Genomic DNA, 22401 nt, shown 5'->3' with positions numbered 1-22401 from the left:
CCATTTCTTTTTATGTGGCGGTCAGGCGCTGGCCTGAAAAACCGACCTTGGATTGGCGCGCATGAAGATGTCGAGCATCGCATCATCGAGACCGTGACGCTTCAGGCGAGGCAGAAAGTGGCGCAGGATATAGGCGTAGCCGTTGCCCCCATAATGCTTGAGCATCATCTTCAGGAAGACGTCGTGGGAGAGCAGGAGGCGATCCGCATATCCCATCTCGACGAGTTTGACGAGCGCGCGCGCCGCCTCCTCGTCACTCGGGCATTGCACCTGCTGATCGGCGTAAAAGAAGTCCATACCGATCATGTCATATTCGAGAAACGCACCGCGGGCGGCCAATTCCGACTGATAGGTGAGATCGTCATGTGACGGGTTCATGTGGCAGAGCACGGTGTGCCTTAGATCCGCCCCTTCGGAACCGACGATACCAAGGACCTTGTGGCCCAGCCGAAACCAGCCGGGAAGATGGACCATCAGCGGCAGGCCGGTGCGCACCTGAGCCTGTGCCGCACCCCGCAGCGATTTTTCCTCGGCGGCGATGAAATCAGAGGATACGCCGATTTCGCCGATCAGGCCGATCTTCACATCGGTACCATCAGCTCCGACCGTCGCTTCGAAGACGATCTCGTCGGCGATCTCGGAGACGGACATGCCGGCAACCTTGGCCGGATGCGAGGAGCCCAGATAGAAGCCGGCACCCATGACGATGTTCAGTCCTGTCGCCGCAGAAATCCGCCGCAAGGCGAGAGGATCGCGACCAATGCCCTGACACGTGGGCTCAACGACCGTACGTCCGCCGAGACTGGCAAAGTCCCCAAGTTCGGTGACGGCAAGGTTCTCATCGTCGAGCGTGATATTGTGCTTGTTGACGAAGGGGTCCTGCCTCAGTTCGCCGAGAATCTCCATGCAGACAAATCCCTCGGCAAGATATTGCCGCTCAGGCGTCTTCGGCGCATGCCACCAGCAGCGGCAATCGTTGAGGATGTGTTCGTGCATCAGCGTGATGCCGATTTCCGCCGCTGGAACCGGCCCGGAGACCGTCATCACATTGCCGGAACGCACATGACCCGGCGAAAGCTCATTTGCCGCCATCAGCTCTTCCTCCTGCCCGCCAAGCGGAAGTTGGTTGTGAAGATGCGAGTGTTCAGCCAGATGGCGACAAGGATGATCGCGCCGGTGACGATCTGGGTGAAGAAGGGCGAGATATGCATCAGGATTAGCCCGTTGCCGATGACGGCAATGGTCATCGTCCCAAGGACCGTGCCGATCATCGTGCCGCGCCCGCCCATCAGCGAGGTGCCGCCGAGCACGACCGCCGCGATGACCTGCAGTTCGAAGCCGACAGCGGCATTCGACGAGCCGGAACCGAGGCGAGCCGCGATCAAAAGACCGGCGAGTGCGGAGGCGGCGCCTGACACGAGGTAGACCGAGGCGACGATCCATTTGGCCGGCATGCCGACGCGGCGCGCTGCTTCCATGTTGGATCCGACAGCCACGATCTGCCGTCCGTACTTGGTGACCGCCATGATGGCGTAGCCTGCGATCGCAACCAGAATCGCAATGAGCGCCGGGACAGGAAAACCCGCCAGTTCGCCACGCCCCAGGTAGAAGAAGCCAGGCTCGTTATTGATCGGAATCGAATAGCCTTGCGTCAGGTAGAGGGCCACGCCACGCAGGATGGAAAGCCCGGCAAGGGTGACGATGAAGGCTGGAATGTTCTGGTAGGCGATGAACCAGCCCTGAAGCAGACCGACAATGCCGCCGAAGGCGAGCATGCCGATCGAGACTATGGGCCAGGGTATGCCTGTCGCCAGTGTAATGGCGGCAACGGCGTTGATCAGGGCCAGCATCGAACCGACCGACAGATCGATCCCGCCGGTGACGATGACGAGGGTCATGGCGATGGCGACGACGAGGATAGGAGCTGCCTGGCGCACGATGTTCAGGATGTTGCCCGTCGTCATGAAGGTCGTCGTCGTCAACGAAAAGAAGACGAGGCATGCCAGAAAGAAAAAGGCGATCGACAGAACCTGAGCGTTCTCACCCAGAAAGTCGGCTATCGGCGAGCCCTTGGCGCGTTCGGTGTAGACGGTCAATGTCTTTCTCCCCCGACGATGAGCTTGACGAGATCTTCGAGATTGGTGTTGCCGATGTCCCGCTCGGCAACCTTGGTGCCTTCATACATGACGGCAATCCTGTCGCAGACGCGGAACAGATCCTGCAGACGATGGGTGATGAGGACGACGGATACACCCTTTGCCTTGACGCGGTTGATCAGTGCAAGCACAGCCTCGACCTCGGCGACCGCCAATGCCGATGTCGGCTCGTCCATGATCAGAACCTTGGGCTGGAAGGAAGCCGCGCGCGCGATCGCAATCGCCTGGCGCTGGCCCCCGGACAGCTTCTCGACCTTGGCGGAGAGACGCGGAATACGGATTTCCAACGCATCCAGCATCTTGCGCGCTTCGCTCATCATCTTTTGACGATCAAGGAACGGACCCCTGGTGAGTTCTCGTCCAAGAAACAGATTGCCGACGACATCGATATGGTCGCAGAGGCTCAAATCCTGGAAGACCATTTCGATATGGCGGTTGCGAGCATCAGCAGGCCCGGACAGGTGGACCTCTTCGCCGTTCAGCGAAATCGTCCCCTCATCCGGCAGATAGGTTCCGGAGATGATTTTGGTAAGCGTTGACTTACCGGCTGCATTGTCACCGACAAGACCAAGGCACTCGCCTGGAAAGAGGTCGAGGTCGACGCCACGCAACGCCTGATGCGAACCGAACGTCTTGCGGATCCCGCGCAGTGAGACAGCAGGTGTCCGGGCGGACGAGCCGGAGGAATGCGGGGAGGCTTGCGCCTCCCCGGCCCCGGCATAAACAGGCCGATTGTCCGTCATCATTTGAAGACGGCCCGGTATGGCTCGACATTTTCCTTTGTCACGATCGTGATCGGAACGGAAATGCTCTTTTCGACGCTCTGGCCTGCTGTCAGCTTGGCAAGAGCTTCGACCGCGGCCTTGCCTTCGCCGGCAGGATCCTGCTGGACGACAGCAACGACGTAGCCGTCGTCGAGACCCGAAATCGCCTGCGCGGTCAGATCCCATCCGAAGACTTTGATACTGTCCTGCTTGCCCTGGCTCTGGACAGCGGCGATGGCGCCGAGCAGGGCCGGTTCGCCAGTTGCGTAGATCGCCGTCATGTCGGGATTGCCGGTAATCAGGTTCTCGGCAGCAGCAAGTGCATTGTCCTGGATATTCTGGCCGTCGACGACGCCCGAGGTCTCGATGCCATCGCCCTTGATGGCGTCCTCGAAGCCCTTCTGGCGGACGTTCTGAATATAGGAGTTCAAGGCGCCGACGATGCCGACCTTGGCCTTGCCGCCCATGTTCTTCTTCACGTAGTCGAGGAAGTAGGCGCCCATATCGGCGCCGGCCTTGCCGTTATCGACGCCGATCTGCGATTTCTGCGGTCCATCGGGCAGGATCGCGTCGATGGCGACAACAGGAATGCCGGCGTCCGAAGCCTGTTTGACCGCCGGCATGATGCCATTGACGTCAATTGCGACAACGATCAGGCCATCGACCTTCTGCTGGATGTAGTTTTCGATGGCGCTGTTCTGTGCGGCCGCTTCATTGTTGGCGTTGAAGATGACAAGCTTGTCACCGGAGGCATCGGCCGCCTTCTGCGCGCCTTCGTTGATCTGGTTGAAGAAAAGGGCCTGCTGATTGATCTGCACCAGCGCATAGGTCTTGCCCGCAGCGTGAGCGAGCGAAGCTCCAAGTGTGGCGCTGGCAAGCGCGGTGAAGGCAAGAGCGGCGCTGAACGCCCGACGTCTGATCTGTTTCATGTTCTCATCCTCTGGTTTCGTTATCGTTGCTTATTATTGCTTATTATGGGTCGACGGCGGCGCAACGGAGTTCCGCACGACGATTTCGACTGGCACGAGTTCCTCGGTGGCGAGCGATTTGCTCTCCTGCCAGTTTGTTTCAAGAAGAAGGGACAGGGCACGCCGGCCGATAGCGCGCACCGGCTGCCGGATCGCCGTTAATGGCGGCGCAAAAAGGTGTAGCGGACTGACATCGTCAAAGCCGATGATCGACAGGTCTTCAGGGATCGATATTCCCTTCTCTCTGAAGACTTCGATCATGCCGATGGCGATTTCGTCGGAGCTCGCGAAGATTGCGGTCGCTGGCTTGCCTTCTTCAAGGAAGCGGCGTGCCATGTCCCGCCCGCAGGCGACCGTATATTCGCCGCTGTAGCGCCTGATCGAGGCATCACCACCGAAATGCTCCTGCAGGCCCCTATGCAGTCCGTTGAAACGGCGCTGCGTGCTGATCATGGCATCGGGACCGCCCACATAGAGCACGTTTCGATGGCCGAACTCCGCCAGATGGCGCCCCGCCAGATGGCCGCCCTGAAAGTTGTCACAGAAGAGCTTCGGGACACTCGCGAGCGGAACGTCTTCGTCGACGACGATCACCTTGCCTGTTCGATTGATGAGAGCCGCGAGATCGCCGTTGTCGGGATGGTTGGTGACGAAAACCAGGCCGTCGACATGATTGTGCTCAAGCAGCCGGAGATAGGTGACCTCACGGCCGGTCCGGTTGAGAGTCGCGTAGAGCGAAACGGCCAGCCCCCGATCGTTTGCCTCCTCTTCGACCGCCGCCACCATGGTCGCGAAGAACGGGTTGGCGATATCAGGCACGACCAGCCCGATCATGTCGGAGCGGCCGCGGCTCAGCCGCCGCGCGTGAGGGTTCGGCTGGTATTTGAGGGAAGCGATAGCGTTTTCGATACGCTGCTTGGTGAGGGCAGGCAAATCCAGCGAGCCGTTCAGCATGCGCGAGACCGTCGTCACCGACACGCCCGCCGCTTTCGCGACATCCTTCAACCCTGGAGTTCTCGCTTGCGCCATCAGCTTGTAAACCGCTTTAGTAAAACGCTTTACTTACACTCCATGACAAGAGATTGCCTGTCAAGAGCCGTTATCAGCTGCGGAAGATCTGGTTTGGAAGGCTGACTCAATTGCCCACGGGGTACGTCGCTTCGGATACCGCTTCGACCGCCGGTCGAAGGGTTCGTTAAATCAGTTGGTTAGCTCCCGGCAAGAACAAGACCAATGCCTTCCGTCTTGAGGTGGCCGGCAGGAACGAGCTGCGCAAACACGGCGCTCAATCCGGATTATCTCCGCAAACTCACCGGGAACTGCTGGCCGACCGACGAGTTGTGTACCGAAACTCCGACCGCATCTGCGCCGCGAAAGTCAAAAGGAACAGAAAATGGCCAATTACCCGACCCCACCCTTCGATACGCCGCGCCAACCGATGCCGGGCACGACCGACGCGATGTCGCCGGTACCGGACCACGGCGAGCGGACCTATCGAGGATCTGGCCGACTGACCGGCAGGAAAGCGATTATTACCGGCGGCGACAGTGGTATCGGACGAGCCGTTGCGATTGCCTATGCCCGTGAGGGCGCAGATGTTCTCATCGCCTATCTCGACGAGGACGAAGACGCACGAGAAACCCAGAAATGGGTCGAAGAAGCAGGGCGAAAGGCCATTCTTGTCTCCGGGGACCTGCAGCATCCCGAACATTGCCGGCACATCATCGAAACAGCGCGCAGCAAACTTGGTGGTATCGACATCCTCGTCAACAATGCGGCCCATCAGGCAAGCTTCAAGGATATCGGCGAAATCAGCGATGACGAGTGGGAACTGACCTTCAAGGTCAATATCCATGCGATGTTCTATCTGACCAAGGCGGCGGTCCCGCATATGAAAGCGGGCAGCGCGATCATCAATACGGCGTCGATCAATGCTGACAGTCCGAGCCCGCACCTGCTTGCCTATGCGACAACCAAGGGGGCGATCCAGAACTTCACGGCGGGTCTGGCCCAAATGCTTGCGGAAAAGGGCATCCGTGCCAATGCGGTCGCGCCAGGCCCAATCTGGACGCCGCTCATTCCCTCGACGATGCCGGACGAAGCCGTCAGGAATTTCGGCAAACAGGTGCCGATGCAGCGACCTGGGCAGCCCGCCGAGCTTGCAACCACCTATGTGATGCTCGCCGATCCGCTGTCGAGCTATGTTTCGGGAGCAACGATTGCGGTGACAGGCGGCAAACCGATCTTGTGAGCTCGGGCATTGCGGCCTGCACTGTCGGCGGGGGCGTGAATACCATTCTTCGACGCTCGTGCTCGTTCGAAGGTCCACCTCAATATCCACAGAGGGCTGAGCGAGCGCCGACCTGGGACCTTCGTTTCAGTACGATTGGGAACAATGACGCCGCGCAGACATTGGGAATGCGTCCGCGCCCGGTAGCACCACCAACCAAGACGCCAAAGCACCGCGATGCGGGCCAGATCGAACGCTCCGACATGAGCGGACCGGCCCCGAGGCAGCATTTCCAGTTGGCAATTCACATATATCGCAAGGGAACGACATGATGGCCAAGAAGAAATCTTCGACGACCGCCGGGAAAAACACAGCGACGATCCATGACCAGAAACTGCATCGCGGCGAAGGGGGCGAGCTTCATCAGTTCGCCGAAGATGGCTATCCGGTTCTGACAACAGCGCAAGGTGGCCCTGTAGCAGACGATCAGAACAGCCTGCATGTCGGGACACCCGGACCTGCACTCATCGATGACTTCCACTTCCGAGAAAAGATCTTCCATTTCGACCACGAGCGCATTCCCGAACGCGTGGTACACGCCCGCGGCTATGGTGCGCATGGTTTTTTCGAGACTTATAAATCCCTTGCGGACTACACGCGGGCCGACATTTTCCAGCGCCCAGGCGAAAGGACACCGGCCTTCGTGCGCTTTTCAACAGTCGCGGGCAGCAAAGGGTCCTTCGATCTTGCGCGGGATGTTCGCGGTTTTGCCGTGAAGATGTACACAAAGGAAGGAAACTGGGATCTCGTCGGCAACAACATCCCGGTTTTCTTCATCCAGGACGCCATCAAATTTCCCGACGTGGTCCATTCCGTAAAGCCGGAGCCAGACCGGGGTTTTCCGCAGGCGCAATCCGCCCACGACAACTTCTGGGACTTTATCAGCCTGACGCCTGAAAGCATGCATATGATCATGTGGGTCATGTCTGACAGGGCGATTCCCCGATCCTTCCGCTTCATGGAGGGCTTCGGCGTCCATACTTTCCGTTTCGTCAACGCTAAGGATCAGTCGACATTCGTCAAGTTCCACTGGAAGCCGAAGCTTGGGCTGCAGTCCGTCGCCTGGAACGAGGCGGTCAAGATCAACGGCGCTGATCCAGACTTCCATCGCCGCGATCTCTGGCAGGCAATCCAGTCGGGCAACTTTCCGGAATGGGAACTCTCCGTCCAGCTTTTCGATCAGAAGTTCGCCGACGCGTTCGATTTCGACGTGCTTGATCCGACAAAGATCATTCCGGAAGAAATCCTCCCTGTTCAGCCGATCGGCCGGCTGGTCCTCGATCGCATGCCCGACAATTTCTTCGCCGAAACAGAACAGGTCGCCTTCATGACGCAGAACGTTCCGCCGGGGATAGACTTCAGCGACGATCCGCTTTTGCAGGGCCGGAATTTCTCCTATCTGGATACACAGCTCAAGCGCCTCGGCGGCCCGAACTTCACGCACCTGCCGATCAACGCGCCCAAGTGTCCCTTCCACACCTTTCACCAGGACGGCCACATGGCGATGCGCAATCCGGCCGGCCGGATCAACTACCAGCCAAACTCCTGGGGCGAAGGTCCGAGAGAATCGCCTCAGAAAGGCTTTCGACATTTCGCGTCCGAGGAACAAGGCGCAAAGGCCAGGCTCCGTCCGGAGAGCTTCGCCGACCATTACAGCCAGGCGCGTCAGTTCTACATCAGCCAGACGCCGCCCGAGCAACGGCATATCGCCATGGCGCTCACCTTTGAACTCAGCAAGGTCGAAAACCCTGTCATCCGCGAGCGGATGGTATCTCATCTGATCAACATCGACGAAACGTTGGCAACCACCGTCGCAGAAAAACTGGGATTTCAGTCGCTGCCGAAACCGGCTCAGGCCGCTATCCCAACGCGTCAGGACCTGGAGCCCTCACCCGCGCTCAGCATCATGAAACGCGGTCCTGGACGCTTCGAGGGGCGCAAACTTGGCATCTTCATTACCGACGGTGTCGATGCCAAACTGCTCAAGGGCGTGACAACGGCTCTTACCAAGCAGAAAGCGGTCTTCGAACTGATTGCTCCCAAGGTTGGTGGCGTGACGGCTTCGGACAGCACTTGGATCGAAGCGCAGCATATGATCGATGGCGCACCGTCGGTGCTTTTCGACGCGATAGTACTTTTGACCTCACCGGCTGCTATCGAAGACCTCGTCAAGGAGGCCGCAGCACGTGACTTCGTCGCCGATGCTTTCCAGCATTGCAAGTTTATCGGCTATGATCCGTCGGCGCTGCCGCTGCTAGAAAAGGCCGGAATTTCCGAAAGCATCGACGAGGGCGTCTTGAGCCTGCCTGGAGAAGAGGGCATTGCCGCGTTCGTCACCGAACTCGGCAAGCTGCGAGTCTGGGGCCGGGAACCTTCCGTCAAGCTCGGCAAGGCTTCACCACCGATAAAATGAGACAGGCCGGGACGCGGCAAAACGGCGTCCCTTAATGCCCCGGCAGCCAGTGTGTCCGGACCTTCGCTGGAAGGTGCGCGTCGTCTCAACCACCCGCACCAGGCGGCGCATCGTTCTCGAAGAACTCCCGGTACTGGATCGTTTCGTCCTCATTGGTATCCAGGCTGGAGCCGGAAGGCTGGCTGAAGCGGACACCAGGTCCGCCCGGGCTTGAATAGTCTCCGTCGAAAAACGAAACACCTGCCGAATGGACGGCGTTGATGATTGCTTCAATTGCCCGCCCTTGCGTCTTCAACTGCCCGGGCACGGCTTCAAGCTCCTCGATCAGAGGCAGTGAAACCCGTGCGGCCTCGGCAAGGTCCTTCTGCTCCCATCGCAATAGCGCGCGCGCTGCGCGCAGCTGTTCGCTTGTAATCATAGCACCGCATGCTCCAGCCGAATGTCTGACGAGGGATTGACCGGTCCGAGGACGAGTATCGCTTCCGCGAAGATTGCCGTGCCCCGCTTGGCGCTTGTTCCAACCATCGACATATTCCTTTTATCTTTGCAAAGCGCAAAACGGCAAAGATTGGCCAGGGTTCCCCTCGAAAGGAGCAGCGACGATAAGATCGGCGATAACGGCTGATGGAGGGAAGCAGATCGTTGCCGAAACTCGTTTGCCGCAATCGCGCGAAAAATGACCCTCGAAAAGACGTCGAGGCTGGTCAGCCCTTCGTCGGAATTTCCAGGCGCACGACATTTGCCGATTGGACTACCGAGGTTTTCGCCTTTTCGAGGCTGGCGGCCAGATCCTCGATCTTGAAGGGCTTCGGGACAACCGGACAACCGACCTCCGTACCGGCCTCAAGCCTGTCGCTGTAGCCGGTCATCAGCACGACAGGTAGAGATGCGTTTCTGCGGCGGATCTCCTCGGCAAGCTCGATACCCGACATGCCCGGCATCATGATGTCACTGACGATCGCTTCGATTTCAGGATGGCGGCCCAGGATCTCGATTGCCTCAGGTCCACCTGCGGCCAGGAAGATCGACGGCACGATGCCCTCGAGCGCCAGTCGCACGGATTCAAGCGATGTCGGTGTGTCGTCGACGATCATGATCGCATGGGGAAGATTCGCGGGGGGTGCTGGATCCGGACGTGCCGCACGCGGCTCGCTCGATCGTGGTAAAAGCAAGGTAAAGGCGCTGCCGTGACCGGCCAGGCTTGCGACCTTGACCGCACCGCCGCTGCCGGTGGCGAAACTGTGGACCTGCGTCAGGCCAAGGCCTGAGCCACCGTTCTTCTTGGTGGAAAAGAATGGCTCAAACACCCGCGCGAGATTTTCCGGGGCAACGCCTGTCCCGGTGTCGGAAATCGTCAGCGCCACGAACGGGCCCTGCAGCCCTGGATCCTCTGTGGCTGCGTTGAGCACATTGCGGGCGGAAATCGTCACCTTTCCACCTCCCGTCATGGCTTCGCGCGCATTCGTCAGGATGTTGATCAGGGCAATTTCAAGCCCGGCAGGATCGACATGAACCGGCCAGGTATCTTCCGGTATCCTGATCTCCATCACGATCGTGTCGTTGATCGCTTGACGCAACAGTGGAGACAGGTCGGCAAGCCTGACGTCCAGTTCGATCTGGGAGGCACCTTGGTTGGAGCGCCTTGAAAACGACAGTAGCCTTTGCGTGATCGCCTTTCCTCGTGCCACGCCATCGCTCATGTGCATCAGAAGCTGCGTCACGCGCTGTTCGTCGTTTCGCCGTCTCTTGATGCCCTCGACCCCTGACTGGAAGACCATCAGGAGATTGTTGAAATCGTGAGCAGCCTGCCCCGTCAGCTTGCCAAGCGCATCCATCCGCTGCCAGTTGGCCATGCTCTCGCGCTCCCGGTTCCGGGCGCGCGCCTCCCTGTAGAAGAGAAACACGGCCGAGCCGGACAACAGAAGTGTGAAACAGCTCGCCGTCACAAGCAGCATGGTGGCCCTGCGCGCCGGCCTCTCATAATCGGAAACCGGCAGGCCAACCCTTACCCGCCAAGGCGTGTCGGCAAGCGCGACTTCGGCGACCCGAAGCTCCAATCCGCTCTTGACGGTGGCTGTCCCGAAGTCATTGCCGGAAAAGCTTGCGAATTCGCTCGCCGGATTGCCGGCAAGCGCGGGATCGCCGGTCGATGCAACCAGACGATCCTGCCCATCGACGATCCAGGCCGACCATGATCCTGGAAGTCCATTGGCATAAAGCAGTTTCGTCACGATCGTCGGACGGATCACCACCGAAAGGACGGCTTTCAGACGATCGCTCCTCTGGATCGGAGCGCGCAAGGCAAAGGCGGCCTGGCCTTTCGGCCCGATGGCGATATTGCCGACCACCGCGACACCCGTGCGAACCAGGGCGTCATGGCTTTCCATGTCCACAACATGCGTATCGGCGGAGGGGTCGAGCGGCGGAAATGACAGAACCACTTCGCCCTTCTCGTTGGAAATCCGGATCTGCTCCCATTCCGGCACCCGATCGCGCAGACGCCGCGCAGTCTCGGCAAAAGCGGCGCGCGGTATGGGGGGATCGAGCCGAGGCGAATCGGCCACGATCGAAAGCAGCTGGATCTGGCTTGCGAGTTCCCGTTGAAGAGTGGCGGCCAACGTCGCTGCCCGGCCGCGAATGTCATCGTCGAGAGCAGCCTGCTGCTCCTTGATGAAGAACCTTCCCATCAGCGCCGCCAGTATGATGACCGGAATGAGCGACGCCGTGATGAGAAGGAGCGCTGGCCGGGTTTTATTCAACGGACACTCCGGGTGTGTTCTTCGAACCCTATCAAATAATCCAGGGCGGGAAACTTGCAATGCCAAGTTGGAATAAGACTGACCTTTCCCCTAGATAAGCGGCGACAGCAGAGCCTGTATCTCTACTCGACCTCCGAACGGGTGCGCTTCGACCCGTCGGGCCGCGGTGGCGGCCAGGTTAGGAGCTGAGAAGGCGGCTTGCTGGCCCTAGGAAATCCGAAACGCCTCAGTCGTGATGGACATCAAGCGACGGCGGCGCGGGCGGTTTCGCCAATTGCCGCCGGTCCGGAGGGAGTTCCGCGCCAGCGTCAGCACAGCCGGAGATTGCTTCAAAGATCTTTTTGCACGGAGAGCCAAGGTCGCCGACGCCAACGCTGATCGAAGCATCATCGTGCAGCGATAGACAACAGGGCGGTGAAGACGGTACCGCGTGCCCGTTCGGTGCCGTAGGTCCCATCCATCTGGCTGACGAAGGATTTGATCAACCGGCTTCCCATGCCGGTTTCTGTCGCAACCGGCTCATAGCCAACGCCGTCATCCGCCACTTCAAGCAGGACCTTGCCATCGGGATGCTTGAGCAGCCTGATACGGATATGACCGTCGGTCCGGTCGACGAAGGCGTATTTCATGCTGTTTGTCAGAAGCTCGTTCAGCAACAATGCAAATGGCGTCGCCTTGTCCGCATCGATCCTGATGTCGTCGATCTCGAAGGTCAGCTTGATGTCGCGATCATGCAACCCGACCAGCGTGCGCACCAGGTTGGGAACGAACTGCCGCGCAGTGACGCTGCTGAACTGATCGAAGCCATACATTTGCTCGTGCACCGCCGACATGGCGACGATCCGCTCGTTCACTCTCTGGACGGTTTCAGGCCGCAGGCCCTGTAGACGGATGAGCGCCATCACGGTCTGCAGATTATTTTTCACCCGGTGATGAATTTCCCGCATCAGGACCTGATTGGTTCGAAGCGCCTCGGCAAGTTCGGCGGTGTGGCGCGCATCCGCATGCGCCAGGTGCAGGATCTTCAATCCGCCAACCACGGCGGCGCAAAGCGCCAGGAGAACGATCAGCGCGGCAATCGAGACATCGGTCCAGAACGGCTTGAGAATTGCGCCGGTGTCGACCGATGCGATGGCGACAAATGGTGTCCGCTCGACGATGCGGTATGCCACTAGCCTTTCGACTTGGTCGACAGGGGAGACAGACACATAGGAGCCCGATGTCGCCTTGCGCATATAATCGGTGAACAGGATATAGTTACCGAGATCGACGACTTCTTTCGGTTCGGGATATCTGGCGATCAGCTTTCCGTCACGTCTCAAGAAGCTCACCGTCGAGCCTGGTCCGAGCGAGGCGGCGTCCCAGATCGATCGCAGCATTCCGACATCAAACGCCAGGATCGCGACGGCTTCGAACTTATCGTTCCTCTCGATGCGCGCAGCCGATAGGAAGACGTGGCGATCCGTATTGCGCATGACGGTCATCGCCGACGTATGGTCCTCTGCGCCATTGGCCAGGCGGCGGAAATAGGTTTGATCGACGATGTCTGCGGGGCTGCTTTCGCGATCGGTCGAATAGAGCAGCGTCCCATCCGCGGCGACCACGTAGGCCGTTGCCGTGGTCGGCAATGCAGCCGTCGCGGCGTTGAGCCTTCGAATACGCGCGTCGTCCGGCAATGCCTCAGCCGCTCCGAAGGCGTCGTCCATGCGGTAAAGGGTCTGGCGCGCTAGAGAATTGATCCAGATCGCGTTGGCAGCAACTATCTTGGCTGTGGCTGTGACCTGATCCTCTCCACGCCTGACGGCGGACATGTAGCTCGAATGCAGCCAAAAGCCCAAGACAAGCGAGAGCGCAAGGAACATTAACACGATGGCGGCTATCGCAGCTCTGCCGACGATCGTGAAGCCTTTCGTGAGGCCCATTGAATCCCCATGGATTTAGCAGGCGACACTGTCGGATAGCAGGCTATCAGAGTCAAGGATAGGTTGCAGCCTCCTCGATCCTCCCATTCTCCCGCCGCCCAATTCGGGGAACCAGCACACGCTTGCCGCGACTACTGGCCCGGGGGCCTGGCGCAGGAGATCCGAAGACTGTGTCGTCATGACCGACGAATTGCAAAACGGTGTGCCTCACTGCCTTTCGACGAGAATTGTGATATTCTCGAAATCACGGTTATCCTTGGGCTGGAGGCAGTTGATGGTCGCGCGAAGGGACATGACAAGCGACGAATGGAAGTGGCTTGTGCGGCTCTGCCAGCACGAAGCAGATAGTGTTCCACAAGCGATCGAAGCGAGGTTAGTCGCGCTCGGACTATCCGGGCCGAACGGCCTTTCGGCCGAAGCGCGAGACCTCGTGCAACATGAATTGTTGAGTGAACGACGGAATCGGCTGCAGGGCCTCCACTAGGCATCGACCGGACATACAGGAAGCAAGCGATCTCCTGTGCGAGATTCAATCCCGTCCGCAAGACAGGACCAGACGATCTGCTCGTGATCGGCAGGACCCGATTGAAGGATACTGGCCCCGGAATGGCGAGGTATCAGCCGCAATCGCCCGACAGGAACTATCGCCTCAACCCTTCGTTACCTCGGCACAGAAGCGAGGTAACGTCATGAACAAAATCATAGGACTGTCAACGGCGGCTGTCTTTGGACTGATCTCCACTTGCGCCCTTGCGCAGGCCCCAGCCGAACCGTCGCCGCCGGCACCCCCAGAATCCAGCAGGCAAAATCCACCGCCGCCGCCGAATTCTTCCAGCAAGAACGAGGAGCGTGCTGATGATGATTGGCGTTCGCAACCTAGGGAGCGCGGTGCCCGGTTCCACATCGAGAACGGTCAGACCAGGATCGATCTCAGATGCGCCGACGGCGACTCCACAAAGGACTGCGCCGACGCTGTTCTGCAGGTGCTGGAGCATTTGCAGGCATCCAACTCCGGCAACAACGATCGGCGCGGCGATGACCGGCGTGATCGCTGGGAACGCGACTAGCGGCTGAAGCTGTCGCCCAGGTGAACGGCGTTTTCAGCCTCGGTTCACCGGGACAGGCATTAAATCGCCCAATAATCGGAGAAACGAAGATGCGAAAACTTCTCGTCACCATAGCCCTTCTCGCAGCCGGAATGACAGCTGGAGCTGCAAATGCCATGCCCTCTGGCAGGGTCACGGCTCCGGCAGCCTCGAACGTGGTAACGGTCGACTACGCCTGTGGCCGCGGTTATCATTTGAGCCCGCGCGGCTTTTGCCGGCCCAATCGATGGGCACCGCCGCCGCCACGCTACTACGGTTGGGATCGCTCCTACGGTTGGGGTCGTCCGCATCGCGACTGGCGCGAATACAGACGCTACGACCGCTGGGATCGCGACCGCGACTGGCGGTAATCAATCCTTTCGCTGGCCGGACGAAGCTGGGATCGCTTCGGCCGGCCCGATAGGCCGCGACGGGACGCTCCGGTCTGACTACTTTCCGCCTGTGTCTACTGCTTGGTGATTGTCTTCGACACGCCTTGCTGCAAATCCGCCTCGTCGGCAAGGATGGCGGCTGCCTCGTCCAGAAGCACGTCCTTTGCTTTCTTGCGAGCATCTTCAATGGCAATATCGGCACTCAGGCTGCGTTCGTTCGACTCCAGCCCATCATCCGCGCCGGTATCTTCGCCACCGAGCAACTGTGCTCGAGACTTCCGGCGCTCCTCTCGAGCAGTTGCTTCCTTGCGACGCTCGGCTTCATTGAGGGAAACGACGCCTTTGTCGCGCAGCGCCTTGAGGTCGGCAATATCTTTCACGAGTCCCTGGAAGGCCGGATCGCTTCCAACCCGTGCATCATGGCGGCTTTGCAATGTGGGCAGCAACTTTGCGACCGTGTCGGCGGGTGCGTAATTCGCGGGCTTGATCTGCGCCCACGGCAAAGCGTTGTCATAACTCGTCTCGCCGAAGCTCGCCGGGTCGGAAAGCCCGGGCAAGCTGATATCGGGCGTCACACCACGCAGCTGCGTCGTACCACCATTGATCCGGAAAAACTGGGCAATCGTCACCTTCAGCTCGCCGAGTTCGGGTTTGCTGTTACGCACGATCTGGTCGAGATCAACGACGGTCTGAACGGTGCCCTTGCCGAAACTCGGTTCGCCGATGATCACGCCGCGACCGTAATCCTGGATTGCCGCGGCAAAAATCTCTGAAGCCGATGCCGACCCGCGATTGATGAGGACGCCCATAGGGCCTGTCCAGACAGGTGCCGCAAAATCCGCACTTCTGACCGCGACCTTGCCGTCGCTACTCCGTTGCTGAACGACCGGGCCATTGCCGATGAACAGGCCCGTCAAATCAACTGCCTCATCCAATGAACCGCCGCCATTGTTGCGCACGTCTATGAGAACGCTGTCGACCTTTTCCTGCTTCAATTCGTCGAGAAGCTTGGCGACGTCGCGGCTCGCACTTTTATAGTCCTTGTCCCCTTTGTGCCGGGCCTCAAAGTCCTCATAGAATGTCGGCAGGGTGATCACCCCGATTTTGCGTGTGGCACCCCCGTCATTCACGGTGAGCACGGTCTTCCTGGCAGCCTGTTTTTCAAGGCTGATTTTATCGCGCACGAGGCTGACAACACGATGCGTGCCATCTGGCCCGGCATCCGCGGGCAGGATGTCCAAGCGTACGACGGAGCCCTTTTTTCCGCGTATCAATTGCACGACTTCATCAAGGCGCGTGCCCACCACTTCTTTTATCGCGCCATCCTTGCCTTGACCAACGCCCGTAATGCGATCTCCGACCACGAGCTTGCCCGACAACTGGGCAGGGCCGCCGGGCACGAGCTCACGGATCGTCGTGTAGTCGTCGCGCTCTTGCAGGACCGCACCGATACCAACGAGCGAAAGCTTCATCGAGATATTGAAATCTGCCGAGGCAGCCGCACCGAAATAGTCCGTATGCGGATCGACCGACGTTGCGTAGGCCTCCATGAACGACTGGAATACGTCCTCGCTTTTATATTGATAGGCGCGCTCGAGAACGTTTGCATAGCGTTTGTCGAGCGTCTCCCGAATGGCTGCATCGGTCTTGCCGGCGAGTTTCAACAGCAGCCAGTCGCTTTTGACACGCTTGCGCCAGAGCTCATTGCTTTCGGCCTCCGATTGCGGCCACGGCGCTTTGTCACGCACAACGGAATAATTTTCCTGTACGCCGAAATCGAAGCCCTGCTTAAGCAAATTACGCGCGTAGGTCATACGATCGACAATACGCTGTTCATAGGCGTTGAAGATCGCAAACGGGATCTTCAAATCCTTCCGTTCGACGGCATCGTCGATCTCGCTGCGGTTAGACATGAATTTGTCGATGTCCGCTTGCAGGAAGAGCATGTGATCCGGATCCAGCGATTTGATGAACTGATCCATGATCTTGGCCGACAAGGCGTCATCGAGCGCAACAGGCCTGTAGCTGTATCGCCTGAGGAGTTGTGCGCTTAACTGAGCGGCTTGCGCCTGCTGCTTTAGCGGCGCCAAAACGGGCGGTGATGCGACTTCAGCATAGGCGGACTGCGCGATTGCAAGAAATGCACCAAGGACGATGTGTGATATGCGCAAGCGTTGATCCAATTCGTAATGCCTGTTGTCGATGTGCGATCTAGGTGAGGTAATTATGGTTTTTTGGCAACCGGCAGTAAACCGTGTGGTTTGCAAAGCCGCGAAAAACCATTCTCAACGACCGGCCGGAAAACAATGAAGTGTGCTGGGACCTTCCACATAACGCCGCCCGAAAGCCTTGGAAAAGCATGAATTTACGGTCCACGAGGTCGTGACTGGGCGGTCGCAGGAGCTTCCGCGTAGCGGTTCGTAGGAAAGTGGGATCGACTGCCCACGATTTCGTGTTCCGCATCAGGACCACAATTCGCACAGGTCGCGACCCCACGATTCCCGAGAGGCTGCGGCTAAGCTATGCATGTCGTATTGATATAGTGAGACAAGCTGAGAGCGAAATGGCGATTACATTCGAAGTGTTCTCCAACCGCTGGGCGCATCTTGGCGAGAGCCCGGTCTGGTCGGAGACTGAAAATTGCATCTGGTGGGTCGATACCGACGGCCGCAAGCTGCTGCGTACCGATCCAGAAACCGGCAAGACCTGGGCATGGGATGCGCCCGAAGCAGTCGGCTGCATTGCGTTGCGGACAGATGGAACGCTGATTGCCGGGCTTGCGACCGGCATTTTCCTCTTTGAACCGTCGGCAGGCCTGTTCCAACGGGTCTGCACACCGGAAAGCCGCCCGGATGTCCGCTTCAACGATGGCACGCTCGATCCCGCCGGACGATTCTGGGCCGGCACGATGCACCGGGAGATGGCAGCACCGGCCGGCGCGATCTTCTGCATCGAGCCCGATTTCAGCCATCGACGGGTTTTCGAAGATTTCTGGACGCCGAACGGCCTAGCCTTCGATCCAATACGGCAACGAATGTATTTTTCCGATTCCCATCCTTCTGTTCAAACCATCTGGGTCTGCGACTATGACCTTGCCACCGGCACGCCGTCCAACCGTCGGATCTTTGCGACCACGCATGCTTTTGCCGGAAGGCCCGATGGGGCGTTCATCGACGAGGACGGGATCTACTGGATTGCCGGCGTCGGCGGCTCGCAACTGTTGCGCTTTGCGCCATCGGGTGAGCCGCTCACGCCTGTCGAACTGCCGACAACCCATCCGACCAAGCTTGTGATGAACCGCGCAATGCCGCGCACGATTTTCGTCACCACCCGCCGCATGGCCGATGCCGATCAGAGCGACGCCTCCGGCCACCTCCTGCGCTGCTTTCCTGCCTGAGCCTGTCCTTAACGCCGGACGAAATCGGGATATTGCGCGCAGATGATATCCGTGATCGACAGCGTGCCCGACAGGTGCTTGCGCATCGCCGCGACCGCCTTTTCGGGTTCGCCGGAGCGAACAGCTTCAACGATGGCACGATGATCGGCAAGCACTGTCTCCAACTTGCCGGGCATCGGCAGGTTGAGGCGGCGCAGACGGTCGAGATGGACGCTTTGACGCCGCACCGTTGTCCAGAGACCCAGAATGCCGTTGCGCTCGAAGAGCGTGCGATGGAACTCCCTGTCGAGTGAATCGAACTGGTCAAACTGAATTGGCGAGGCCACTGCCTCCTGCATACGAAGTACCCGCTCCAATACCTGTGCCGTCTCGGCCGGGCTTGCGAGCGTCAGCCTGTGAACCGCTTCGAGTTCGATCGACAGCCTGAGAAAATGCGCCCGCTTGGCATGCTCGATGTCGATCTTGGCAACGACAGTGGCATATTGCGGATAGACCTCGACTAGTCCCTCCTCTTCCAGCCGCATCAAGGCATCCCGCACAGGCGTCTGACTGACATTAAACTCGCTCTGCAGCGACACGCGCGACAGAACCGTCGTCGGCGTCAGATCCATGGAGAGAATACGGGAACGAAGGATTTCAAGAATTTGCGGCGCGACCTGACGCGTTCGGTCGAGAGGAAATTCTGTCCGATTAACTTTCACGCCTGCCTATCCCACCCTCGAAACACTTCCGACCGTTTAAACATATTTTGTAGCTTGATGCACTGATGCATTAGTGCTTCAGTTCCTTCGCCCAAAGTCGCGCCGGGATTGGACGGCATTTTTCTTAATCCGAGACAGGACTTCACGATGAATGTCAGGAGAAACCCTTCCACGCTGCGCAGCGCCAGATGGTTCGCGCCTGACGACCTCAGAAGTTCGGGGCACCGTTCCCGCACCATGCAGATGGGATATGCGCCGGAGGAATGGTCGGGCAAGCCCGTCATCGCCATCCTCAATACCTGGTCAGACGCCAACCCATGCCATGCGCATTTCAAGCATCGCGTCGAGGATGTGAAGCGTGGCATCTTCCAGGCGGGCGGCTTCCCGCTCGAACTGCCGGCGCTGTCGCTGTCGGAAAGCTACGTCAAGCCGACGACCATGCTCTATCGCAACATGCTCGCCATGGAGGCAGAAGAACTGCTGCGCTCACATCCGGTCGATGGCACGGTGCTGATGGGTGGCTGCGACAAGACGACGCCCGGGCTTATCATGGGTGCGCTCAGCATGGGGCTGCCGATGATCTATTTGCCAGCAGGCCCGATGCTGCGCGGCAACTATCGCGGTGAATATCTGGGCTCCGGTTCGGATGCATGGAAATTCTGGGACGAGCGGCGGGCCGGCACGATTTCCGAAACCGAATGGGTCGAAGTGGAGGCCGGGATCGCCCGCTCCTATGGCCATTGCATGACCATGGGCACGGCAAGCACGATGACGGCGATCGCCGAAGCGCTTGGGCTGACGCTGCCGGGTGCAAGCYCCATTCCCGCCGCCGATTCCAACCATATCCGCATGTCGTCGGCAGTCGGCCGTCGCATCGTCGAGATGGTGTGGGAGGATCTTGTGCCGACGAAGATCGTCACCGAGACAGCAGTGAATAACGCAGTGACGGTAGCCATGGCGACGGGCTGTTCCACCAACGCCATCGTGCATCTGGTCGCGATGGCACGCCGGGCCGGCATACCGCTGACGCTCGACGATCTCGATCACGCCGGCCGCACGACGCCTGTGCTCGCCAATATCCGTCCAACCGGCAAGACCTATCTGATGGAGGACTTTTATTATGCGGGCGGTCTGAGAGCGCTGATGGCAAAGCTCTCCTCCAAGCTAGATCTCTCGACGATGACGGTGACTGGCGTAACTCTCGGCGAAACGCTCGACGGGGCCAGATGCTACAACGACGATGTCATTCGCTCGCTCGACGATCCCCTCTATCATGAAGGGTCGCTGGCGGTGCTGAAGGGCAATCTTGCGCCGACCGGCGCCGTCATCAAGCCGGCTGCTTGCGATCCGCGCTTCCACAAGCATGAAGGTCCTGCCCTCGTCTTCGACAGCTATCCGGACATGAAGAGAGCGGTCGACGACGAAAGCCTCGATATCACCCCGGATCACGTCATGGTTCTGCGCGGCGCAGGCCCGCAAGGCGGCCCCGGCATGCCGGAATGGGGCATGCTTCCGATGCCGAAGGCGCTGCTGAAGAAAGGCCACCGCGATATGCTGCGGCTTTCGGACGCGCGCATGAGCGGCACGAGCTACGGCGCCTGCGTGCTCCATATATCCCCGGAATCGCACGTCGGTGGCCCGCTCGCCCTGTTGAAGACTGGAGACATTGTTCGCCTCGATCTCGAAGCCCGCCGCATCGACATGCTTGTCGACGATGAAGAACTGGCGCGCCGCCGTGCCGCCTGGGTCAAGCCGCCAGAGAAATTCGGCCGCGGTTATGGCTGGATGTTTGCCCGCCACATCGCCCAGGCCGATACGGGCTGCGATTTCGATTTTCTGGAAACCGGCTTTGGCCCCGCCCCCGGCGAGCCGGATATCTATTGATTTCAGGAGGACAAGATATGACCACCACTTTGAGCGAGCAAACGCGTGAGAAGCTGAAAAGCGTTTCGACCGCAACGCTTTGTACTGCTCTTTTCAAACGCGGCCTGCGCAACCAGTTCATCCAGGACGTGCGCCCGCTCTCGCCGAAGAAGACCAACATGGTCGGCCAGGCTTTCACGCTGCGCTATATTCCGGCGCGCGAAGACCTGAACACGCTCGATGTTTTCCGCAATCCGGAACATCCCCAGCGCGCAGCCGTGGAACGCTGCCCGCCGGGCGCAGTGCTGATCATGGATAGCCGGCGGGACGCGCGTGCGGCCTCCGCCGGCTCGATTCTCGTCTCGCGCCTGCAGGTGCGCGGCGTTGCCGGTGTCGTGACCGACGGTGGTTTCCGTGACAGTCCTGAAATCGCCGGGCTCGATATCCCTGCCTATCACCACCGGCCGTCAGCGCCAACAAACCTGACCCTGCATCAGGCAATCGAGATCGATGTCCCAATCGGCTGCGGCGATGTTCCTGTCTTCCCGGGCGACGTGGTGGTCGGCGACAATGAGGGCGTGGTGGTCATCCCCCTGCATCTTGCCGAGGAGATCGCCGACGAGGCCGTCGAGATGACGGCCTACGAGGATTTCGTCACCGAGGAAGTGCTCGCCGGCGCGACCATCATCGGGCTTTATCCGGCAACCAGCGAAGCGCCGCGCGAAAAGTTCGCTGAATGGCGGAAGAGGAATAGTCGGTAGGCTCGGCAAGGGGCAGCTTCTGCCCCTTTCATTCCTTGACCGCCCCGGTCATCGACGAGACGTAATAGTCCACGAAGAACGAATAGAGGATGACGACGGGCAGCGAACCGAACAGGGCTCCCGCCATCAGCGACCCCCATTCGAACACGTCGCCACGCACCAGCTCCGTCAGCACACCAACGGGGATCGTCTTGTTCTCCGACGACTGGATGAAGGTCAGGGCGTAGATGAACTCGTTCCAAGACAGGGTGAAGGCGAAGATGCCGGCCGAGATCAGGCCGGGCACTGCCAATGGCAGAATGATCTTCGTCAGGATCTGCCAGCGATTGGCGCCGTCCACCAGTGCGCTTTCCTCGAGCTCGAACGGGATCGAGCGGAAGTAACCCATCAGAAGCCATGTGCAGAAGGGAATGAGGAAGGTCGGATAGGTGAAGATCAGCGCGAGCCGCGAGTCATAGATGCCGAGCTTGAAAACGATGAAGGCAAGCGGAATGAACAGGATCGATGGCGGCACGAGATAGGCAAGGAAGATGACGAGGCCGATGGAACGGGAGCCGGTAAAGCGCACGCGCTCGATCGCATAGGCGCCGAAGACCGACGCCACAAGCGACAGGAAGGTCGAGCAGACGGCGACAAGGATCGTGTTCCACATCCAGCCCGGATAGGACGTTTCGAAGAACAGGTATTTGATGTGATCAAGCGTCGGCCCGACCACCCAGAACGGGCTGTAATTGCTATAGTCTGTCAGCTGTTCGTTTGGCTTCACCGCGGTGATCGCCATCCAGTAGAACGGGAAGAGCAGCACGAAGACGAAAACCGCCATCGGCAGATAGAGCATCACCACCCGCCGCGGCAGGCGGTTCAGATAGCTCATGCCCTCGGCATTATCGGTCAGGACGACGTTGGCGGTATTGGAATTGGTCGACATTG

18 protein-coding genes are annotated in these 22401 nt (G+C 59.4%); 7 read left to right on the top strand and 11 right to left on the bottom strand.

From position 1 onward, the window contains the following. Nucleotides 1-21: 21 nt before the first annotated feature. Genes AC1DF8_RS12960 through AC1DF8_RS12940 form a run of 5 tightly spaced genes read right to left on the bottom strand, consistent with a single transcriptional unit; the run spans nucleotide 22 to nucleotide 4917 of the window. Entirely contained in the window at nucleotides 22-1092 is a 1071-nt protein-coding gene (locus tag AC1DF8_RS12960; RefSeq protein WP_478153820.1) for a phosphotriesterase family protein, read from the bottom strand. Continuing rightward, nucleotides 1092-2096, bottom strand: a complete 1005-nt coding sequence (locus tag AC1DF8_RS12955; RefSeq protein ID WP_113206617.1) for an ABC transporter permease — start codon at nucleotides 2094-2096, stop codon at nucleotides 1092-1094. Before AC1DF8_RS12955 ends, AC1DF8_RS12960 begins: the two co-directional genes overlap by 1 nt. Next, nucleotides 2093-2902 carry an ATP-binding cassette domain-containing protein gene (locus AC1DF8_RS12950; RefSeq protein WP_113206616.1) on the bottom strand — a complete coding sequence of 270 codons (810 nt, stop codon included), beginning with the start codon at nucleotides 2900-2902 and terminating at the stop codon, nucleotides 2093-2095. The genes AC1DF8_RS12955 and AC1DF8_RS12950 overlap by 4 nt, the downstream gene beginning before the upstream one ends. Continuing rightward, nucleotides 2899-3849, bottom strand: coding sequence for an ABC transporter substrate-binding protein (locus tag AC1DF8_RS12945; protein ID WP_112542529.1), 951 nt, complete (start codon nucleotides 3847-3849; stop codon nucleotides 2899-2901). The genes AC1DF8_RS12950 and AC1DF8_RS12945 overlap by 4 nt, the downstream gene beginning before the upstream one ends. Before the next feature lie 33 nt (nucleotides 3850-3882). Further along, nucleotides 3883-4917 (bottom strand): LacI family DNA-binding transcriptional regulator, encoded by a 1035-nt coding sequence (locus AC1DF8_RS12940; RefSeq protein ID WP_478153819.1) that lies wholly within the window; start codon nucleotides 4915-4917, stop codon nucleotides 3883-3885. 364 nt (nucleotides 4918-5281) lie between these two features. Here AC1DF8_RS12940 and AC1DF8_RS12935 point away from each other — a divergent pair, with 364 nt between their 5' ends. Next, complete coding sequence (locus AC1DF8_RS12935) at nucleotides 5282-6139, top strand: SDR family oxidoreductase (protein ID WP_112542531.1); 858 nt, start codon at nucleotides 5282-5284, stop codon at nucleotides 6137-6139. A gap of 310 nt (nucleotides 6140-6449) precedes the next feature. Continuing rightward, nucleotides 6450-8591, top strand: coding sequence for a catalase (gene katE / locus AC1DF8_RS12930; RefSeq protein WP_478153911.1), 2142 nt, complete (start codon nucleotides 6450-6452; stop codon nucleotides 8589-8591). Between the two features lie 85 nt (nucleotides 8592-8676). Here katE and AC1DF8_RS12925 read toward each other — a convergent pair whose 3' ends face one another. The 3 genes from AC1DF8_RS12925 to AC1DF8_RS12915 all read right to left on the bottom strand — a co-directional run bounded on the left by AC1DF8_RS12925 (nucleotide 8677) and on the right by AC1DF8_RS12915 (nucleotide 13272). Beyond that, nucleotides 8677-9009, bottom strand: coding sequence for a hypothetical protein (locus AC1DF8_RS12925; protein ID WP_112542532.1), 333 nt, complete (start codon nucleotides 9007-9009; stop codon nucleotides 8677-8679). Nucleotides 9010-9295: 286 nt separating this feature from the next. Then, on the bottom strand, nucleotides 9296-11350 hold the full coding sequence (locus AC1DF8_RS12920; protein ID WP_478153818.1) for an ATP-binding protein: 2055 nt from the start codon (nucleotides 11348-11350) through the stop codon (nucleotides 9296-9298). 386 nt (nucleotides 11351-11736) lie between these two features. Continuing rightward, nucleotides 11737-13272, bottom strand: a complete 1536-nt coding sequence (locus tag AC1DF8_RS12915) for a histidine kinase dimerization/phosphoacceptor domain -containing protein (RefSeq protein ID WP_113147775.1) — start codon at nucleotides 13270-13272, stop codon at nucleotides 11737-11739. A gap of 689 nt (nucleotides 13273-13961) precedes the next feature. Between AC1DF8_RS12915 and AC1DF8_RS12910 the strand changes: the two genes are divergently transcribed. Then, nucleotides 13962-14339 (top strand): hypothetical protein, encoded by a 378-nt coding sequence (locus AC1DF8_RS12910; RefSeq protein ID WP_478153817.1) that lies wholly within the window; start codon nucleotides 13962-13964, stop codon nucleotides 14337-14339. A gap of 89 nt (nucleotides 14340-14428) precedes the next feature. Continuing rightward, the gene (locus AC1DF8_RS12905; RefSeq protein ID WP_112542536.1) at nucleotides 14429-14728 is read left to right on the top strand and encodes a GCG_CRPN prefix-to-repeats domain-containing protein; all 300 of its coding nucleotides are present in this window, start codon (nucleotides 14429-14431) and stop codon (nucleotides 14726-14728) included. Between the two features lie 95 nt (nucleotides 14729-14823). Here AC1DF8_RS12905 and AC1DF8_RS12900 read toward each other — a convergent pair whose 3' ends face one another. Beyond that, nucleotides 14824-16920, bottom strand: coding sequence for a carboxy terminal-processing peptidase (locus AC1DF8_RS12900; RefSeq protein ID WP_478153910.1), 2097 nt, complete (start codon nucleotides 16918-16920; stop codon nucleotides 14824-14826). Between the two features lie 392 nt (nucleotides 16921-17312). Here AC1DF8_RS12900 and AC1DF8_RS12895 point away from each other — a divergent pair, with 392 nt between their 5' ends. Continuing rightward, nucleotides 17313-18146 (top strand): SMP-30/gluconolactonase/LRE family protein, encoded by an 834-nt coding sequence (locus AC1DF8_RS12895; protein ID WP_478153816.1) that lies wholly within the window; start codon nucleotides 17313-17315, stop codon nucleotides 18144-18146. Between the two features lie 8 nt (nucleotides 18147-18154). Here the strand turns inward: AC1DF8_RS12895 and AC1DF8_RS12890 are convergent, their stop codons facing one another. Then, complete coding sequence (locus AC1DF8_RS12890) at nucleotides 18155-18847, bottom strand: FCD domain-containing protein (protein ID WP_183848713.1); 693 nt, start codon at nucleotides 18845-18847, stop codon at nucleotides 18155-18157. A gap of 147 nt (nucleotides 18848-18994) precedes the next feature. On the opposite strand from AC1DF8_RS12890, the gene araD reads away from it, so the two are divergent. Both araD and AC1DF8_RS12880 read left to right on the top strand, forming a co-directional pair. Further along, on the top strand, nucleotides 18995-20731 hold the full coding sequence (araD, locus tag AC1DF8_RS12885; protein ID WP_478153815.1) for an L-arabinonate dehydratase: 1737 nt from the start codon (nucleotides 18995-18997) through the stop codon (nucleotides 20729-20731). Nucleotides 20732-20748: 17 nt separating this feature from the next. Continuing rightward, entirely contained in the window at nucleotides 20749-21471 is a 723-nt protein-coding gene (locus AC1DF8_RS12880) for a ribonuclease activity regulator RraA (protein WP_478153814.1), read from the top strand. Nucleotides 21472-21499: 28 nt separating this feature from the next. Here AC1DF8_RS12880 and AC1DF8_RS12875 read toward each other — a convergent pair whose 3' ends face one another. Next, nucleotides 21500-22399 (bottom strand): carbohydrate ABC transporter permease, encoded by a 900-nt coding sequence (locus tag AC1DF8_RS12875; protein ID WP_112542542.1) that lies wholly within the window; start codon nucleotides 22397-22399, stop codon nucleotides 21500-21502. Nucleotides 22400-22401: the final 2 nt, after the last annotated feature.

This window comes from Rhizobium sp. 05N49, from assembly GCF_056396805.1.
This window is presented reverse-complemented; position numbering and strand designations above follow the sequence as displayed.

What these genes read in the sequence shown, in the direction of transcription:
- AC1DF8_RS12925 (WP_112542532.1), bottom strand. Translation starts at nt 9,009, where the DNA reads ATGATTACAAGCGAACAGCTGCGCGCAGCGCGCGCGCTATTGCGATGG.
- AC1DF8_RS12910 (WP_478153817.1), top strand. Translation starts at nt 13,962, where the DNA reads ATGAACAAAATCATAGGACTGTCAACGGCGGCTGTCTTTGGACTGATC.
- AC1DF8_RS12915 (WP_113147775.1), bottom strand. Translation starts at nt 13,272, where the DNA reads ATGGGCCTCACGAAAGGCTTCACGATCGTCGGCAGAGCTGCGATAGCC.
- AC1DF8_RS12880 (WP_478153814.1), top strand. Translation starts at nt 20,749, where the DNA reads ATGACCACCACTTTGAGCGAGCAAACGCGTGAGAAGCTGAAAAGCGTT.
- AC1DF8_RS12950 (WP_113206616.1), bottom strand. Translation starts at nt 2,902, where the DNA reads ATGATGACGGACAATCGGCCTGTTTATGCCGGGGCCGGGGAGGCGCAA.
- AC1DF8_RS12945 (WP_112542529.1), bottom strand. Translation starts at nt 3,849, where the DNA reads ATGAAACAGATCAGACGTCGGGCGTTCAGCGCCGCTCTTGCCTTCACC.
- AC1DF8_RS12940 (WP_478153819.1), bottom strand. Translation starts at nt 4,917, where the DNA reads ATGGCGCAAGCGAGAACTCCAGGGTTGAAGGATGTCGCGAAAGCGGCG.
- AC1DF8_RS12895 (WP_478153816.1), top strand. Translation starts at nt 17,313, where the DNA reads ATGGCGATTACATTCGAAGTGTTCTCCAACCGCTGGGCGCATCTTGGC.
- AC1DF8_RS12875 (WP_112542542.1), bottom strand. Translation starts at nt 22,399, where the DNA reads ATGTCGACCAATTCCAATACCGCCAACGTCGTCCTGACCGATAATGCC.
- katE (WP_478153911.1), top strand. Translation starts at nt 6,450, where the DNA reads ATGGCCAAGAAGAAATCTTCGACGACCGCCGGGAAAAACACAGCGACG.
- AC1DF8_RS12905 (WP_112542536.1), top strand. Translation starts at nt 14,429, where the DNA reads ATGCGAAAACTTCTCGTCACCATAGCCCTTCTCGCAGCCGGAATGACA.
- AC1DF8_RS12960 (WP_478153820.1), bottom strand. Translation starts at nt 1,092, where the DNA reads ATGGCGGCAAATGAGCTTTCGCCGGGTCATGTGCGTTCCGGCAATGTG.
- AC1DF8_RS12935 (WP_112542531.1), top strand. Translation starts at nt 5,282, where the DNA reads ATGGCCAATTACCCGACCCCACCCTTCGATACGCCGCGCCAACCGATG.